An 18,732-nucleotide genomic window follows, 5' to 3' on the forward strand; every position below is an offset into this window, starting at 1 on the left:
ATGCCCAATGCCCAATACCCCATGCCCAATGCCCCATGCCCAATCCCCGATCCCCCTTAAATTTGCAAACTCTCGCGAATATTTTGCACAATCACCTCTGGCGATGGTGAAATATCTACGTACAGAGCATCAGTCGGTTCCTCAAGAGTATCAAACTGACTTTTCAGCAATTTTTCAGACATAAAATGATTGTGTCGCTCTTCCAAACGTTTGTTGATCAATGCAAATGAACCATGCAAGTAGACTAACTTAATGCGCTCATCACCAATGAAAAAATACTGGCGGTAGCTAGTTTTGAGTGCGGAACACGCTAGTACTACATTCTGATTTTCTTCCAACCATTTTTTGATTGCTGCTTGTATATTTTGTAACCAAGGTAAGCGATCGCCATCATCTAGAGCTATACCCCGCTGCATTTTGGCAATATTTTGAGGCGAATGGAAATTATCAGCATCGCTAAATTTCCAGTCCAAAGAATCTGCCAATAGTTTACCAATGGTACTTTTACCGGAACCGGAAACACCCATAACCAGAATAATCATTTATAACTTACATTTTTTGTGGTATCTACGGAGGTATGTCAACTAACTAAAGATTACAAACTTGGTGATCTTAAAGCAACTAGGTCGTGTGAAAGTCAGAAATCTCAAGCTACGCTGGAGAATGTAAAAACCCCTGGCTAACTTAGTTTGAGCCAGGGGTAGTTCATTTTATTCATTTAAGGTTAACAGAGCTTTCCTTCTAAGCCTTCTTCATTAATTTTTCCGCATTTCCCTTGAAATAATAAGTTTTTGAACGATGATATCAGGGGGTAGTTGGAGTTACAGTCGGAGTGGCTGGTGGAACTCCGATTGGTGAAGTCTCAGCTGGTGATGGATTAACAGGTGATGGCGTAGTTGTTGGGCTTTGTGCAGCAGGTTCGCAGGCGCTCATAACTATGCTTACTCCAACAGTTGAAACTAGAAAAAATAATTTTCTGTTCATAAACTCCTCCTTGAAATATTGAGAGGATGAGCAAAGAAGCTGTCTAGAGATTTGTTTCATCCTCAATTATTTGCTCATGGTTTACATCCACCAATAGTCGTAGGACAGCGACAAATCAAATAATCTCTCAGATTGCAATACATAAGTAGTCAGACAAAAATATTTACAGTCATTGGGAGCGAAGCGTAGACGCGCCATTCGCAATGAAATTGTGTAATTAATTCTGTTTGGTTACTTAACCTTGTATTCCGTTTTATGGCGTTGCTCAATCAACATATGAATTTATAATTAACGCTTATGTAGAGACGTAGCATTGCTACGTCTCTACAAGGACAAAAATGTACACAAACATCATTCATGATCAAATTCAGCAACGCCCGTTTTATTAGCTAACACCGCAGACATAACACAAAGACAATTATTGAGAAAGTAGGGGGATAACTTTGTAGCTAAAACATCAGCTAGCACATCTGAATCATTCATTATCCCTTGTGTCCCCCTTCCCATGACTCTCAATAATTAATGATGGTGATGATGATGGTGGACTGCTGCTAACTCTGGGTTAACCACCATAGCTTGTTCTGACAACAACTCAGCTATATGAGGATTCGCCCATTGAGCTACAGTTGACAAGAAGTCTGGGTGGTCGTTGACACAAGCCATTTGCACATAGTTAACCTGAGAATACTTTTTCTCTAGAGCATGGATAATGTGGTGTACATCTAAGAGAGTTTCGTGGTTTTCTGTGGCAAAGCCAATGGGCATAAACATAACAGCTTTTGCACCCAGTTGAATCAGATTTTTTGCAGCTTGTTCAACGTTTGGCTGTGTCCATTCAATCATTGGTGTATCGTGATTTAACCAACCGATGGAAATTAAAGGATAACGGTTGATTAATTTATCCCGAATCAAGTCGTAGAGTGCTTGACTTTCAGTAATCCCAGAGGTAAAGCCTTTGGCTTTGTGGGGACAACCATGATTCATCAAGATAATACCAATTTCTGCTGGTAAATAGGCAGTAGCTAATTCGCTAGCGATTTTTTCTTCTACAAGACGCACCATCATGTCGATGTAGGCGGGTTCGTTGTAAAAAGAAGGAATGTAGCGCAGTCCTTTGATCCAGTGTTCGTTACCATCAGCTAATTGGGATAAAGCTTTATTTACTTGCTCGATCGCAATCCCACTGGTAAAAATAGAATCAACTACCAACAGTGGATAAATCAAAAGTTTATCAAAACCTTGATTTTTGATTTCTGCTAGAACTTGACGAGGAAGGAATGGAGCGCAGAAGTTAAAGGCTTTGAAAACTTGGACGCGATCGCCCCACTGCTGCTGTAAGCTTTTCTCAATACCAGCACGCTGCTTTTCAAAAATGGCGTTGTGGGGAGAAATGAAATCATTATGCTGATGACCCCACTCATGGCGATCAAATAAAGCCAAAATTTTAGCTAAAGGAGGATAAATCCAAGCTGGTACTGGTGCGAATTTTGCTGTTAGTAAGTGTAATGCTTGTTCGTTATAATTAGCAAAATCTTCGTAGCTTTCTACTTCGCCGTAGCCCATCAGCAATACAGCTACTCGCTGTTGACCTGATGATTGTTCATGATTATGTCCTAGTTTTTCCGGTGTTGCAACCACAATTTGATTCCTCGATAAATTTTAGGTTGTTGTTTTTCTTACTAGTTAATCTATTATCCCATCCCCCTGGATAGGATATATACAAAACGAAATACATCGATTTAAAATTTCATCCTTAAGAATGATTTGCAAAGTTAAGGATCGGGAATCCGAAATTGGAAGGGGGAGAAAGCGGTTGTGCTTTTTCCCCCTTTGTTAAGCTATGGAATAGTTCTCATGACCAAATTTTAGATTTTAGATTTTAGAAAATGGAATTGAAGATTCAAAATTTAAAATCTAAACGGGTCTGTTCGCGTAGCGTGAGCGCAGGGTAAATAAAGATTTCTTTTTTCACCACCCTACTCTAAGAAAAGCCGCTTTGCGTCTACGGGTACTCTACCTTGAAGCCGATGAGCGCGTCTACGCCACCTTGCCTACCCTTACGGGAAGCCGCTCCGCGTCTACGTGACGGGAAGCGAAGCCACTGCGCTGGACGGGTTCCCCGGCTTGTAGCACGTGGCGTCCAAGACGGCAAGTGGACTCACCAAGACACTAAGACACAAAGAAAATTATGCTTTGAAGGTTAATCTGCTCCTTCAATCGGCGCAAAACCTTGGCGTTGAATGTTCTCTGTGACTGTGCGCGGTTCTAGAAATTGCAGCAAGTAATCGGGACCACCTGCTTTAGAACCAACTCCAGAAAGTTTGAAACCACCAAAAGGCTGTCTTGCAACTATTGCACCAGTAATAGTGCGGTTAATGTACAAATTCCCGACTTCAAAATCTTCCTGCGCTTTTTGAATATGGGATGGTGTACGAGAATAAAGTCCTCCAGTCAAAGCATAGTTAGTACTGTTGGCAATTTCTAAAGCTTCCTGGAAACTGTTCGCCCGAATGACTGCGACAACTGGACCAAATATTTCTTGTTGGGCAATGATTGCATTTGGAGATACATCTGCAAAGATAACTGGGCCAATAAAATAGCCATTATCCGGTGCTGGCATTTCTAAAGCAACCTTTGCTTCGGCTTTACCTTTTGCGATATACTCACGAATGCGATCGCGTGCATTTGCATCAATCACAGGCCCTACTTGAGTACTCGGTAACTCTGTTTCTCCAATGTTTAGCGATTTTGTGGCTTCTACGAAACGCTGTACAAAGCTATCATAAATAGCTGTGTGGACAATCACCCGTGAACAAGCAGAACATTTTTGACCGCTATAACCAAAGGCTGATTGGACAACGCCCTTCACAGCTTGGTCTAAATCAGCACTTTCATCCACAATAATTCCATTTTTGCCGCCCATCTCGGCAATAACTCGCTTCATGTGCTTTTGACCAGGTTTCAGGATTGCAGCTTCTGCGTAAATTCGACAACCGACTTCTTGAGATCCAGTAAAAGCAATTACATGGGTATCTACGTGATTGACTAAGTACGCACCAACTTGGGAACCCTTACCTGGAACGTATTGAAATACACCTTTGGGAATGCCAGCTTCAACTAAGACTTCTGTTAGTTTTGCTGCAATCACTGATGATGTTTCCGCAGGTTTGAGCAGGGTACAGTTACCACCTACCAAGGCTGCGACTGTCATTCCTGTGGCGATCGCCAAGGGGAAATTCCAAGGAGAAATCACGACTGCAATTCCCCGTGGTTGGTAAATATAACGATTTGTCTCGCCTGCAACGTCGTAATTGTAACCTTGATCCAGCCGTTCCATTTCTACAGCATAGTAGCGACAGAAATCAATTGCTTCACTGACTTCCACGTCTGCTTCCCGCACTGGTTTACCAACTTCTAACACGATCCAAGCTGCAAGTTCTGCACGGCGCTGTTCCATTAAGTCAGCAGCTTTGTACAAGATAGCAGCACGTTGTTTGACGGGTGTTCTGCGCCAGCTAGCAAACGCAGCTTTCGCAGCTTGCATTGCTTGTTCTGCTTGTTCAACGCTGAGAAGACCAATTTTACCAACTATTTCACTGTAATTTGAAGGGTTAACGGAATTAATAATTTCTTGGGTGTTAATATATTCACCGTTAATTAACGGCAAATAGGTTTTACCAAGTTGTTGACGGACTGTTTGGAAAGCTTGTTGAGATTCCTGTCTGGATTCTGATTCAGCATAATCTGTATCTGCTGCACCTTGAAAAGAGGACGCACAGAAAGGTTGATGGTTTGCATCTTCGCCTACTACTCCAGATTCTGTACTAATAAACTCTCTTCTTCCGTCTCCCCTTGCTATTTGGTTGTTTGTGTTTGCTACAAGTTCTCTTCTTCCGTCTCCTCTGGCGACTTTTCCTTTGTCTGGTTGTCTTAAGGTTGGGGGTGCTAGTAGTTCTTCAACAGGACGATTTTCCAAATTTTGTCTTAAGAAGGAACTATTTGCAGTATTTTCTAGCAAACGACGAATGAGATAGGCCATTCCGGGAAGAAGTTCGCCGTAGGGACAGTAAACACGAACCCGATAACCTTGATCAACTAAAGCTTTAGCGAGTTTGTCACCCATACCGTAGAGGACTTGCATTTCAAAGCAACGGTTAGGGACTTGCAAACTTTGAGCGATCGCCATGGCAAAACTTTGCGATCGCACGTTATGGCTACCAATGGCAGCATACACATATTGGTGATTTTCTAGCAACAACTGGGTAATATTCTCAAAGTTCGCATCTGTTGCGGCTTTGTCGTTGTAAACTGGCTGTGGCCAATGTTTTTGTTCTGCTTTGATGGTTTCCTGATCCCAGTACGCACCTTTGACTAGACGAATTGTAATTGGATAACCACGCTGTTTTGCCCAATCAATTAATGCTTTGGCATCTTGTTCGCTGTCGCGCAGATATGCTTGGATAGTCATACCAATGTCTGTACGAGTGCGAAACTCTTCTTCAAGCAAAAGTTTTTTGAGAATAGTGAAAATTAAATCTTTGTACTCATACTGTTCCATATCAAAGTGAACAGCAACACCTAATTCTTTCGCACGACGTAATAAAATACGAATGCGATCGCTTACCCTATCTTCACTACCTTGAGGATCTAATGAATCAAACTGGGAGTAAAACGCCGTCAACTTTACAGAAACCTGAACTTTAGGTAGTGGTTCGCCATCTGCTTGATCAATCAATGGCACAGTTGCCCAATTCTTAGCTGCTTCTGCTAATTGTTGCATTAAATCAAGATAGCGTTCCAGATAAGACTGTGCTTCTACTTCTGTAATTACCGCCTCACCCAACAAATCTACGGTGAAAGCCATCTTATCTTTACGTAGTCGCTCAATAGTTTTGAGTACCTGTTTGAGATTTTCTCCCGCAATATATTTATGAGCCAATGTTTCTACAGCAGTAGAAACAGTTGTAGCAGCAACTTGCCCTGGCATAGAATCAGGATTGGCAAAATTTAACATCCCCTTGAGGGCTGCTGGTAATTCTACAGATTCATCGCCTAAATATTCTTGTAAATGTGCGGCAATCTCCGCCTTGCTATGTAAAGCAGGTAGAGTATCTATAAAACGAAATAACTGCACTCGTAATCCGGGATTACTCATAGCCCAAGCCAGCATCTTATCATCCCAGCGCATCTGGTCACGTAACGCCGAAAAGAAATTACGATTTTCCTGTGTCTCTCCTAGCAAGACTTTGGCTATTTCTTGGGTTTTCGCTTCGTAAGCGCTAGTTTTTACTTGTAAAACCACAGATAACAAACTCCTTGTATAACAATTAACACTTAACAGTGATCAGTTAGGCTGTTCACTGATAACTGATCACTGGCCCCTGTATTCTATTTTCGCTCTTTGATTTTGTTGCGACCACATCCAGTTTGGTAGGATATTGCACAATTGTGAACAATTAAGCGAGTTTCTGGTGATATTTCCTATGTTTGTGCAATCTGAGTCCGGTATGAGTGGATATACTACGACAGTTTAGGTAGCTCAAATCGTAAAGTAGTTCCAATTATTTATAAGCACTATGACTAATGACTAATTAACTTTATTTCTAGCAATCTACTTATCAAAACTCTCTTATTTCTAATAATGGTCTTTTTGCTGCATAATATGCGCCTGATTTCGATTTTTCTTTCAACAAGATTAGTAATTAATTAAAACTTTCACAAAATTTGCTCAAAATTTTTATTTTTGAATTGGTATTTTGTTTTTATGCTACTTCGTTGAGAGTATAATTTCTGTTCATACTTAATTTTTGGGCAATCACTACTTCATCAAATAGATAAAAATGTATGATTTAAATCGTTTAACAAAAGAGAACTTGTTAAATTTTGCTGTGAAACTACGTAACATGGATACAGACGCTGCCAGTATGGAGGCAATGGCAGTAAGCATGGTAAGCTATATCTACGAAAATTTTGTCTTGCCAGATGGTAATCCTGCTTGTAGTTTAGTCAGATTTTTTAAAACTCATCCCTATGGCGAGCTACCTGAAGACATTCAGTTAGAAACAAAATCAATATTAAATGGACGTACTATAAATCGGGATACAAAGTGTCTCACATTGTTGGCAACAATGGGAGAAAATCCGCAGTGGAACTCAAGAAAATTGTCTGTAGGACATCAGGTAATCCCATTAATAGACCAAAATACTGTTGCTAAAATTCCGATGATTTCCCAACTGGTTTGGCAATTTGGTCTAGAAATAGAAAATGTTATTAAGCCAGAACCAGAAATAATCATAAATTTGGGCAAGAAAAACTTTAATGTATTTTATATTCCAGAAGCAATTAATAGTCCCTATATTCCAGCCCAAACCCAATTTGTTATTCCCTACCAAATAAAATCTGTTTTAGGATTGGGAGGTATGTTGCCATCAGGTAATATTTTTGTAATTATTTTATTTTCTAAAGTCCAAATTCCTGTTGACTTAGCATATTTATTCAAATGGGTCGCCGTGTATGCTAGGGTTGCAGCAACTTCTGTTGAGAATAAAGGAATTATTTTCGACCATACACCAATAGATATTACAAATATTTCTCAAAATTCTTCAAACAAACAAATACATCAAGCAATTAACTTCCAAGGTGCTAACCTACAAGGAGTAAACTTCCAAGGTGCTAACCTACAAGGAGCTAACTTCCAAGGTGCTAATTTAATCGGAGCAATCATGCCTGATGGCAGTATTTATACAGGAAAATAGGGAACGGGGATTGGGGACAAGGGAGACAAGGGAGAATTATTTAACCAGTCTCTTCTTGATCCCCAATCCCCAATCCCCAATCCCCAATTCTCTAGCTTATGCATAGACATAGCTTTATGGTACTTTAAACTTAAATACACATTTTGCAACAAATCACTTTGATCCTGATGACTGGAGAATAGAACCTTGGGAGTAGAACTACGCAGTTTCGTATTTCTCGATAGCTTGCAACCTCAACATGCAGCATATATAGGAACGGTAGCTCAAGGTTTTTTGCCATTACCTGGGGATACATCGCTGTGGATTGAAATTTCTCCTGGTATCGAGATTAATCGAATTACAGATGTTGCACTGAAATCTGCTTCTGTGCGTCCGGGAGTTCAGGTAGTAGAACGATTGTACGGATTATTAGAAGTTCATTCTGGCTCCCAGGGTGAAACACGAGCTGCTGGTCAAGCAATTTTGGCAACACTCGGAGTCAGAAGAGAGGAATGTCTCAAACCGCGTGTTGTTTCTAGCCAAATAATCCGCAACATTGATGCTTACCAAACACAACTCATTAATCGCACACGCCGAGGACAATTATTACTGGCGGGACAGACATTATATATCTTGGAAGTTGAGCCTGCTGCTTACGCCGCCCTTGCAGCCAATGAAGCAGAAAAAGCAGCAGCAATTAATATCCTAGAAGTTCAAGCTGTAGGTAGTTTTGGACGGCTTTACTTGGGTGGACAAGAACGGGATATTCTTGCAGGTGCAGCTGGAGCATTAGCAGCAATTGAAAATGTCGCAGGTCGGACAAACCCCCTCGCGGTGCGTCAGGAATAAAGGAGCAGTAAAAATGGCAAATCAAGAGCATCTGGCTTTACTGAAAGCTGGTGCAGTTATATGGATGGAGTGGAGAGAGAAAAACCCCAATATTGAACCAGACTTGAGCGGTGTTGATCTCTATCAAGCAAATCTGACTGAAGCTAATCTGAGCTTAGTTAACTTCAGTGTTGCAAACTTAAGTTATGCCAAACTTACACAGGCGAATTTGAGTCAGGCGAATCTGATTGGAGTTAACTTGAGTGAAGCCAATCTCAAAAATGCTGTGCTTGCTGATGCTAACTTGATTGGCGCTGAGTTGAAAGGGGCGAACTTGAGAGGTGCTGATTTGGGTACAGCCAAACTGCACCGGACTAACCTTTGTTTTGCTAACTTAATTGAAGCTAACTTGATTGAAGCAGATTTGAGCAAAGCAAACCTGCACGAGGCAGAACTAATAGAAGCATATCTTTATAAAGCTGATCTTTACCAAGCAAATCTGAGCAAAGCTCACCTGAATGGTGCATACTTATTGCGGGCTAACCTGAGTCAAGCTGACTTGCGAGGTGCTGACTTGCGATGGAGTAACCTCAAAGGAGCAAATTTAGCCGGAGCTGATCTCACAGGTGCTATCCTCACAGGAGCGAAGTTAGCAGGTGCTAACTTTATAGATACTATTTTTGGGAGCATCCCAAATGTTCAAAAAACGCTTACGATTAAAATCGGAGTCTGATAGTGAAAGTCTGCTTAAGCAGACTGTTTGATTTTATGAAGTCGTATAAAGACGACTTGCGCTATTAGCAAAGTTTAAACTTTTTGCTTGGCGGTATTTTGAAAAAATTGGGATACTCTCCTATTTTTGAATACGTTTGAAATTTTTATATGACAGCGATTGTCTTCGGTAGTATCAATATGGATTTGGTGGGAACTGCACCTCGATTACCACTTCCTGGTGAAACACTGCTGGGATACGATTTCTTTAAAGTTCCTGGAGGAAAAGGTGCAAATCAAGCAGTAGCGCTAGCACGATTGGGAGTTTCTACACAAATGGTGGGACGTGTCGGCGCACAAAATTTTAGTACTGAACTTATTGATAGTTTGCAAGCTGCTGGTGTACAAACTGAAAATGTTTTGGTAGACGAAACTGTTAGTTCTGGTGTTGCGATTATCATCATTGACAATGCAACTCAAAATCAAATTGTTGTGATTCCAGGCGCAAATGGATGCATTAACCAAGAAGATGTCACTAGAATGTCGCATTTATTGCAGACAGCTACAGCACTTCTTTTACAACTAGAAATTCCGATTTCTACAGTGATTGCAGCAGCACAAGCAGCAAGAGCAGCAGGAGTAACAGTAATTCTCGACCCTGCACCCGCCCAGTCAAATTTACCAAATGAACTTTATCCTTTGGTCGATATTATTACTCCCAATGAAGTAGAAGCAGGTCAATTAGCGGGTTTTCCCGTGAATGGACAAGAGTCTGCAAAGAAAGCAGCCGAAGCTTTATTGAATCGGGGCGTGAAAAATGCGATCGTGAAATTAGGCGCTCAAGGTGTAGTTTGTGCTACCTCTAGTGAAACTTTTTTTGTACCTGCATTTCCAGTCAAAGCAGTGGATACGGTTGCAGCTGGAGATGCATTTAATGGTGGTTTAGCGGCTGCACTTTTCCAAGGACTGACTTTACGTCAAGCAGTAGTTTGGGGTGCTGCAGCAGGTGCTATAGCAACAACTAAACTGGGCGCACAAACTTCGCTTCCAAATCGGTTAACGTTTGATACTTTTCTCCAAGAAAGAGGAATTTGAATCAGCAAAAATTGCATTGATAGGTTCGTAGTAAGCACTAAAGTGCTTGAATATTTGAGGAATCACATTAAGTTATTTTATATTAATATTTACTAATTCAACTATCTATAATTAGCCGTAAAAGAAATTTTCGGCTCAAAGCTTAAACCCATTAAAATGGGTTAAAATCTTAGCATGTCGGTTGTTAACTTACTTTAGCTTTCAGCCTAAAATTAAAATTTGGGCTAGGTGCAATATATAAGATAAAAAAACTTTTAATAGCACAAGTTTTCTATTTAAATAGGACTTACGCACACTCTACCGATTCTTGGCTTCCTACCTTACGGTAGACACGTAGTGGCTTCCGCAGGTAGCCGCTTGCGCGTCTAAGGCGTCTTGGCGGTTTAATAAGTAAAGCTTTTTGACGATTTTTGTGTAAGTCCTGTTAAAGTAATCAAGTAGCTATTCAAGCGATCGCTATGTAGGTAGAAGAGATAGATCCCCAACTTATTTGAGAAGTCGCTGATATTAATATCTATGTGAGTGAAGATTGCTATAGTTGTTTGACCCTGTTAGCTCATCATAATCATCTTTTCTTATTCCTTTTGATATATATCTATTATCTCCAAGCAAATCTCTTGACAGATTTATTCTTATATAAAGTTTGCTACATCTATAATATCGGTTTTATTAACTAATCAATATTGACGAATCATACTCTGCTTAGAGAGTAGAAAATTTGACATTATAATTTGTCAATTTCAAGAGACTTATTAAACCATGCTGTAAATAAATTTCACCAAGGGTGTTGATATGCATCTTCAGGAACAATTCATAGAATATCTCGCAGACGAAAATTTGTTCAACCAGACTATTCACAGTGAAATAAAAGTAGAAGATAGAAAAGTTGATAATTCAAGTATTCCTAGTGCAAAAATTGTTCTTGCTGGAGGTTCTCTTGCCTTCATCATAATTTGGGCAGTATTTTTGGTATTTTTGTCCAAAATGAGGAGACTTTCACAAGAAAATAAGTTAGTTTTTGCAATTCATAACTCACGTAAAGTTCCCTGTAGAAAATGTCAATATTTCTCACAAAATCATCATCTGAATTGTGCAGTCCAACCTTCAATTGTTTTAACTGAAGAAGCAAGCAATTGCCCTGACTATTCACCCAAACAGGGAAAATCTACCTAACAAAAAATCCCACGGCTGCACGAATAAATGTAGTTTTATTTACGTAGCCGTGAGAGTATTAATAACCCTGTTTTGTCACTCTGAGAAAAGAAAAATAAAAGCCAAATTTTCAACTGTAGGCAGAGCAATAATTTGAGCGTTTATTTTCGTTCCAGAATGGCTGAAATCAAGGTTTTTGGTAAAAGCCTTATGCCGCAAGGATTCTAGATTATTCTCTACCAAAAGTGACAAAACAGGGATAATTTCTAATTACCTTACACCTCAGCTACAACTTGCTCTTGTTCTCTTTCCACAAACGCTTGTACACGGGCGCGGTAATTCCTCAAGTTTTCATCGACCCAATCGCGATCGTTACTGTTAGCATACAAGTGTACTAGTGGCTCACTGGCATCGGGTAATAATAGCACCCAACTGTCATCATGTTGCTGACAAATTTTTACTCCATCAATTAATTCCAGATTTTGGGCTGGATGGGTTTCGACCAAGTAGCGCATTAATGCGCCTTTTGCAGTCCAAGGACACCGGATAATATGGGATTTGTGAATAACTCGTGGTAATTCTGAACGTACTGAGGCTAGCGATCGCTCTTGAATCGTTAACATCTCAATTAATTTGGCAATACAAAACATCGCATCGAAACCCGGATGCAGTTGGGGGAAAATGAAACCAGTGTCTGCACTACCTCCTAAAACTACATTGGCATTTTTGTAACTTGCTTCCATCAAGGCTGTGGGGTTAGCTTTAGTGCGAATCACCCTACCATCGTGGCGACGGGCTATTTGTTCTACCGCACTGGATGTATGTACTGGTACAACTACTGTACCTCTGGGATTAGAAGTTAACATCATGTCTACCATCAGTGCTGTTAACATTTCCCCACGAATCGGTATACCCGATTCATCAACTAAAATCAACTGTTCACCGTTCGCTGAAACTTGGATGCCAAAATTGGCTTTTAAGGCTTCCACCACATGACCAAGCTGTGTTAATAATGTTTCCCGGTCAGTAGCAGACATCGCAGTCTTATTTAAACTAGCATTCAATACTACTGCATCTGCACCAAATGTATCTAACATTTGCGGTAAAACCGCCCCAGATACAGCATAAACGTAGTCTATTACTACTTTTGCTCGACTGTTACGCAGTGTATCTATGTGTAATAGTTTTTCAAAGGCGGTGCAGTATTCATCAACTACTTGACTAGGATAAGCAACATCACCAACTTCATGAATGAGCGATCGCCGCATATCTTCTTTAAAGTAAGCCCCTTCAATTTTCTTTTCTTGAGCTTTGGAAATATTAATACCCTTGGCATCCATAAATTCAATTAGGATGTAATCTGGGCGATCAGGATGTACCCGCACATGGATACCACCAACTACTCCCATTGTTGGTATAACTGTACGGGCGATGGGGATAGCAGTTGCGTCTAGGTTTTGAATATCAATACCAACAGACATCAAACCCGCAATGAGCGATCGTGTTACCATGCGGGAAATATTACGTTGATCACGGGAAACCGTTACCCGGGAACCAGGTTTTAAGGTGGAACCATAAGCTGCACCTAATTTCACCGCGAATTCTGGGGTAATGTCGATATTTGCCAATCCTTGTACACCCCGTTGCCCAAACAAGTTACGTTGAGCAGTATTTCCCCAAATTAAGTTAATATTTAAAATCGCCCCTGAATCAATCTTCTTACTCGGCCAAACTCGTACACCAGGACTAATTTGGGCTTCTTCTCCCACAGTTGACAGCGAACCAACTACAGCAGCTTCCAAAACGTGAGCGCGACGATCTACACGAGTACCGCGAGAAATTACACAAGCCGAAAGTTGTGCTTCTTCGCCGATAATGGCGCCATTCCACACAATGGGGCGCTTGAGATTTGCATCCGCCCCGATAGTTACCTTGTCTCCAATCACCGTTCCTGGTTCTATGTGTACTCTCGCACCTATACGGCAATTGTCGCCGATCACCACAGGGGCTTCAATTTTAGCTGTTGGATCTATGTAAGTATTTTGACCAACCCAAACACCTGAAGATTTTTCTCGGTATGGAAAGTCAAGGCTAACTTTTTGTTCCAATGCATCATACTGAGCTTCCCGATAGGCGTCTAAGTGACCAACATCACACCAATAACCTTGGGCGATATAACCATACATTGGTTCACCTTTTGCCAACAATAGAGGAAACAAATCTTTGGAAAAGTCTGATTCAGTGTTGGCAGGCAAATATTCCAAAACTTCTGGTTCTAAAATGTAAGCACCGGTATTAACAGTATCGGAAAAAATTTCACTTGTAGAAGGTTTTTCTAAAAATCGGCAAATGCGATGATCTTCATCAGTAATTACTACCCCAAACTCAATGGGGTTAGGAACACGAGTCAAAATCAAAGTGGCTTTTGATTTTTTTTGTTTGTGAAATTCAATCGCTGCTGTTAAATCAAAATCTGTGATACTATCACCACTAATTACTAAAAAAGTTTCATCCAGAAGTTCGGCAATATTTTTCACACATCCAGCAGTACCCAAAGGCTGGTCTTCTTCAACAGAGTAAGTAATTTGTACGCCAAAATCGCTGCCATCTTGAAAATAATCTCGCAAAGCATCTGGGAGATAATGCAGTGTGGCAACTATTTCTGTAATGTCATGTCGTCTGAGAAGATTAATAATATGTTCCGCAATAGGTCGATTTAAAATCGGCACCATTGGTTTAGGCAGATCACAAGTGAGTGGACGAAGCCGTGTTCCTGAACCCCCTGCCATTAATACTGCTCTCATACATCCTCCTTAGGCTGTTTGCACCACTTGTTGCATCAAAACAAATCAGATCATTTTTATCTACTTTCTTTAGTGTCCTACGGATATTGAAATTTGAGGAACTTCCAATAGGTGCATCTAGGTAGATATAAGTATATTTACTTACCAAGTTAGCTTGGAAATGGGGATTGGGGAAAGGGGATCGGGGAAAGGGGAAAGGAGAAAGGAGACAAGGAAGTGTGGGAAGTGTGGGAAGAATAACCAATGCCCCATGCCCAATGCCACATTAAGAGTTTCCCAACTGGATACTGAAGGGGAAGCTCATTTACACTGGAGTTATGAAAATTTATTTATCGAAGCGGGTGCTTAACTAGAACGTTTAGTAATGTTTGATTGGTGTAATTGATTAGATTGCGCGATCGCATGAAAATTCTGAACTCAAATTCTATTTTTTGATTGTGGAGAAAATTACAATGAGTGGATTAATTGCTGTTTTATTGGTAGTAGGTTATACAGGTTTTGCTTGGAAGTTCTGGAGTGGATATAGGAAGACAAATTTTACTCGCAGTACAACTAATCGCCTGATGTTATCTTTATTATGGCCAGTTCTATATATTACAAATAAGCCCTATCGGCAAAATTTTAATAAGGCGCTCAAGGGCAAATAGACACTATGTTCATCGCATAATTGAATTGTCACACAAGCAGTTTGTTTGCTTACCTAGTTGCAAAGAAATTACTCGTGTGAGTAAAAAGTTTAAATTTTATATATTTAGATGAACTTTTATAACAAGGTAAATTAAGTTTGAGATTTTTGTAGTGAGCGCTTTAGCACTCACTACAAAAACTTTATTACAACTTGGTGCCGCACTCTGGACAGAAATTGTTAGCGGGAAGGTTTTTCGCACCACAATTACTGCAATAAACTGCTTCAACGTCAGCTTTCGGTGCTTGTTTAGGCAAACCGATCATCTGAGCGTTGCTCTTGCCAGGGGCTACCATTGGGTAACAGTTTTCGTCTTTGGTTACACGAACATCAAGAATTACCGGGCCGTCATGAGCTAACATTTGGGCGATCGCATCTTTCAATTCTTCCTGGCTGTTAACTACTACACCTTTGACGCCATAAGCTTTTGCCAATAATTCAATATCTGGCATTCCTACTTCCATGTTGGAACAGGAGTAACGCTCACCGTAGAAAGCTTGTTGCCACTGGCGCACCATCCCCTGCCAACCGTTATTAAGAATGACAGTCTTGACATTTATTCCATACTGTGAAAGTGTGCCAATTTCCTGTAAACACATCTGGAAACTAGCATCACCACTAATACAGATGACTTCTTGATCAGGGAAAGCAACTTTAGCACCCATGGCTGCTGGTACGCCAAAACCCATTGTTCCTAAACCACCGCTAGAAATCCAGCGTCGAGGTCCTGCTTTGAGAAATTGAGCTGCCCACATTTGATGTTGACCGACATCTGTGGTGTAGATAGCATGAGGTGCTTGGCTAGCGACCTCTACAATTACTTCTTGTGGTGAAATGCTATCAGGATGGTGTGGTACGACCAAAGGATATTCTTCTTTCCAACGATTGATTAATCTCAACCAATCTTGGGTTTGGTTGGGTGTACCTTTGATACCTAATTCTTCACATCGGCGTAAAATGTCTTGCAATACGTTTTTGACATCGCCAACTATAGGCACATCGGGGACGCGATTTTTACCGACTTCTGCGGGATCGATGTCGATATGAATTACCTTAGCGCGGGAAGCGAATTCATCCAACTTGCCCGTGACGCGGTCATCAAATCTTGCACCTACACAAATGAGTAAATCACAATCGGTAACTGCAAAGTTAGCATAAGCAGTACCATGCATCCCCAACATTGCCAGAGATAGAGGGTGATGCTCATCAAAAGCACCCAAACCCATTAAAGTTGTGGTGACAGGGATTTGGAATAACTCAGCCAATTCTTGAAGTTCTGCGTAAGCATCAGCAGCGATCGCACCTCCACCAACATACAATAAAGGGCGACGACTGTCGCGAATCAGTTGAATTGCAGCATGAATCTGGCGTGGATTTCCCTTAACTGTAGGGCGATATCCGGGTAACTTTACCGAACCCGGTTGCACAGGTAAATAATCAAATTCTTCAAATGCTACATCTTTGGGGACATCAATCAAAACCGGTCCTGGTCGCCCTGTAGTGGCAATGTGGAAAGCTTCAGCCACAACCCGTGCCATATCTTTTGGGTCACGCACTACGTAAGAATGCTTCACAATTGGCAGTGTAATACCGTAAATATCGGTTTCCTGAAATGCATCTGTACCAATAAATTTACGTGCCACCTGTCCCGTGACAATAACCATCGGGATCGAGTCCATATAAGCAGTAGCAATACCCGTTACCAAGTTAGTCGCCCCTGGTCCTGATGTACCAAAGCACACCCCTACCTTGCCTGTAGCGCGGGCATAACCATCAGCAGCATGGGCGGCACCTTGTTCATGTCTAACTAGGATGTGCTTGATGCCTTCACCACTAGCTTCTGCTTTATACAAATCATCATAAATTGGTAGAATCGCACCACCAGGATAACCAAAAATATATTCGACGCCATGGCGTTTTAGACTGTCAAGCAGTGCAAAACCACCAGATGCACGTCTGGGCGTCACGACTGGCGATGAAGATACACTAGACTGGGCTTGCTTCTCGGTTTGTGAACCAATGATTGGGGAACGCGATTCTCCTACGGAGACACTTCGTGAACGCACAGTCGAACCTCACCTATTAGCTAAGATAATGCTGAATTTCTGTAGTTAAATTCTCATTTTAATTTAAAACTTTGATCATTTCTTGAGATTATCACTTATCCCTGACATTGGGCATGGGGCATTGGGCATTAGAATAATAAATTCTTCCTTGTCTCCCTTGTCTTCCTTGTCCTCCTTGTCCCTCATGTCCCCTTTCCCCGTTCGCGAAGCGTCTCCTCTGGAGAATCCCCGATCCCCGTACTCTATGAGAAGCCGCTGACGCGTCTACGCGTAGCGTCTCCTCTGGAGAATCCCCGATCCCCTTTCCCCTATATCACGTCTTGCAAAACTCGACGGGTATTGTGCCAAGCCCAAACGCCAATAATAGCGACGATCGCACTCATTCCTACCAGCACGCTTCGCAAGCCTAAAGCATCAGTGATTGGGCCAGTAATAGCCAGTGGTAGAGAAAGAGCTATATTGATGGCGTGATTTTGAAACCCAAAGACTTTGCCAAGCATCGAAGGTGGGGTTTGTTGTTGGATTAAAGTTTGCATTGGTACACCAATCAGGGCTGCACCGATTCCCAAAACAGCACAAAGTCCTAAAGCTAATGACAGTTGATGGACAAAAGTGAAGACCCCTAAAACTACTGCCATCATCAAAAACCCAATCAATGGTAAGGGCTTGTGATGAAATTTCTCACCCCAATGACCCAAAATTCCTGCTCCAATTACCATTCCTACACCTGCTGCTGCCAAGAAAAAGCCAAATTGTTTCTCTTTTAATCCAAATTCTGCTGCTAATTGAATTGCTAGCACTACTAAGGCTGCAAATACACAATACAAAGTCACTAGTTGCAGCATCGCATTTAACACCAAGCGATTTCTCTTGAGATAGCGTAAGCCTTGTTTAAAGTCTGTCCAAGGATTGATACTTGCTTCTTGATCGCTGATAGTTCTGTTGTCTTTAAAGTTAATGGGCTGCATGATCCCAGCAGAAGACATATACAATATTGCCACTACCAGCTCTTGACCATAATTGGGACCAAGGTAATTTTTTGCCCAGCTTAACATCGGTTCTCCGATCGCAAATCCCACAATTAAAGCACCCATCATTGTGCTACTGAACAAAGCATTAGCTGCCATTAAATTCTCTCGCTTCACCAATAACGGAATCACAGCCTGTTCTGCGGGTGCAAAAAACTGCGTCACAGTTGAAATCGCAAAAGTCAGTATTAATAAAATCAAAAATTCCCGTGGCAAAAGCGGTATTAACAGTGTCAACAAACCGCGTATAACATCAGAACCAACCATGATCAGCTTTTTTGGAAAGCGGTCAACAAACACACCTCCAGCAGAACCAAACAAAACTGCTGGAACTGTAAACGCCACCATTAAAGCTGAGTACATCGAGTTTTCGGCTAAACCCGCAGGAGGCGGATAGTTTTCTAATAAGGCAATCATTAAAACAAAGAAAACTTTATCCGCAAGCTGGGAAAATAACTGCCCAATCCACAGCAGCATAAAACCACGGTTTTTGAGCAGGACGCCAAATCCTTTATTTACAGCAGCAGGTTCAGTTGGAAACATCAGCAATTAGGGAATAGAGAATAGGGGATCGGGGATTCTCCAGAGGAGACGCTACGCGAACGGGGAAAGAGGAAAGGGGAAAGGGGAAAGGGGATCAGGGAT

13 protein-coding genes are annotated in these 18,732 nt (G+C 41.3%); 6 read left to right on the top strand and 7 right to left on the bottom strand.

The window, feature by feature from the left end; genetic code table 11:
• Nucleotides 1–56: 56 nt before the first annotated feature.
• The 4 genes from B4U84_RS17675 to pruA all read right to left on the bottom strand — a co-directional run bounded on the left by B4U84_RS17675 (nucleotide 57) and on the right by pruA (nucleotide 6,286).
• Nucleotides 57–542: a gluconokinase gene (locus tag B4U84_RS17675; protein WP_131119806.1), complete on the bottom strand. Its 486-nt coding sequence runs from the start codon at nucleotides 540–542 to the stop codon at nucleotides 57–59.
• Nucleotides 543–804: 262 nt separating this feature from the next.
• Nucleotides 805–984: a beta-Ig-H3/fasciclin gene (locus tag B4U84_RS17680; protein WP_131119809.1), complete on the bottom strand. Its 180-nt coding sequence runs from the start codon at nucleotides 982–984 to the stop codon at nucleotides 805–807.
• A 519-nt stretch (nucleotides 985–1,503) separates the two neighbouring features.
• Complete coding sequence (locus tag B4U84_RS17685; RefSeq protein ID WP_131119811.1) at nucleotides 1,504–2,622, bottom strand: ferrochelatase; 1,119 nt, start codon at nucleotides 2,620–2,622, stop codon at nucleotides 1,504–1,506.
• A 562-nt stretch (nucleotides 2,623–3,184) separates the two neighbouring features.
• Nucleotides 3,185–6,286, bottom strand: a complete 3,102-nt coding sequence (gene pruA / locus B4U84_RS17690; RefSeq protein WP_131119813.1) for an L-glutamate gamma-semialdehyde dehydrogenase — start codon at nucleotides 6,284–6,286, stop codon at nucleotides 3,185–3,187.
• Between the two features lie 538 nt (nucleotides 6,287–6,824).
• Between pruA and B4U84_RS17695 the strand changes: the two genes are divergently transcribed.
• The 5 genes from B4U84_RS17695 to B4U84_RS17715 all read left to right on the top strand — a co-directional run bounded on the left by B4U84_RS17695 (nucleotide 6,825) and on the right by B4U84_RS17715 (nucleotide 11,525).
• Entirely contained in the window at nucleotides 6,825–7,739 is a 915-nt protein-coding gene (locus B4U84_RS17695; protein WP_131119815.1) for a pentapeptide repeat-containing protein, read from the top strand.
• Between the two features lie 186 nt (nucleotides 7,740–7,925).
• Nucleotides 7,926–8,567, top strand: a complete 642-nt coding sequence (ccmP, locus tag B4U84_RS17700) for a beta-carboxysome protein CcmP (RefSeq protein WP_017310427.1) — start codon at nucleotides 7,926–7,928, stop codon at nucleotides 8,565–8,567.
• Between the two features lie 13 nt (nucleotides 8,568–8,580).
• Entirely contained in the window at nucleotides 8,581–9,279 is a 699-nt protein-coding gene (locus tag B4U84_RS17705; protein ID WP_131119817.1) for a pentapeptide repeat-containing protein, read from the top strand.
• A 149-nt stretch (nucleotides 9,280–9,428) separates the two neighbouring features.
• The gene (gene rbsK, locus B4U84_RS17710; RefSeq protein WP_131119819.1) at nucleotides 9,429–10,352 is read left to right on the top strand and encodes a ribokinase; all 924 of its coding nucleotides are present in this window, start codon (nucleotides 9,429–9,431) and stop codon (nucleotides 10,350–10,352) included.
• A 792-nt stretch (nucleotides 10,353–11,144) separates the two neighbouring features.
• Entirely contained in the window at nucleotides 11,145–11,525 is a 381-nt protein-coding gene (locus B4U84_RS17715) for a hypothetical protein (RefSeq protein ID WP_131119821.1), read from the top strand.
• Between the two features lie 254 nt (nucleotides 11,526–11,779).
• On the opposite strand, the gene B4U84_RS17720 is transcribed toward B4U84_RS17715, so the two are convergent.
• Nucleotides 11,780–14,308 (bottom strand): mannose-1-phosphate guanyltransferase, encoded by a 2,529-nt coding sequence (locus tag B4U84_RS17720; RefSeq protein WP_131119823.1) that lies wholly within the window; start codon nucleotides 14,306–14,308, stop codon nucleotides 11,780–11,782.
• Between the two features lie 452 nt (nucleotides 14,309–14,760).
• Between B4U84_RS17720 and B4U84_RS17725 the strand changes: the two genes are divergently transcribed.
• A complete protein-coding gene (locus tag B4U84_RS17725; RefSeq protein WP_017310433.1) occupies nucleotides 14,761–14,955 on the top strand; it encodes a hypothetical protein in 195 nt (64 codons plus the stop codon).
• A gap of 184 nt (nucleotides 14,956–15,139) precedes the next feature.
• Here the strand turns inward: B4U84_RS17725 and ilvB are convergent, their stop codons facing one another.
• Entirely contained in the window at nucleotides 15,140–17,059 is a 1,920-nt protein-coding gene (gene ilvB / locus B4U84_RS17730) for a biosynthetic-type acetolactate synthase large subunit (RefSeq protein WP_131119825.1), read from the bottom strand.
• Between the two features lie 308 nt (nucleotides 17,060–17,367).
• Entirely contained in the window at nucleotides 17,368–18,630 is a 1,263-nt protein-coding gene (locus B4U84_RS17735) for an MFS transporter (protein WP_017310436.1), read from the bottom strand.
• Between the last annotated feature and the right edge of the window lie 102 nt (nucleotides 18,631–18,732).

It is taken from the genome of Westiellopsis prolifica IICB1, from assembly GCF_004323185.1.
GTDB classification, from domain to species: Bacteria; Cyanobacteriota; Cyanobacteriia; order Cyanobacteriales; family Nostocaceae; genus Pelatocladus; species Pelatocladus prolificus_A.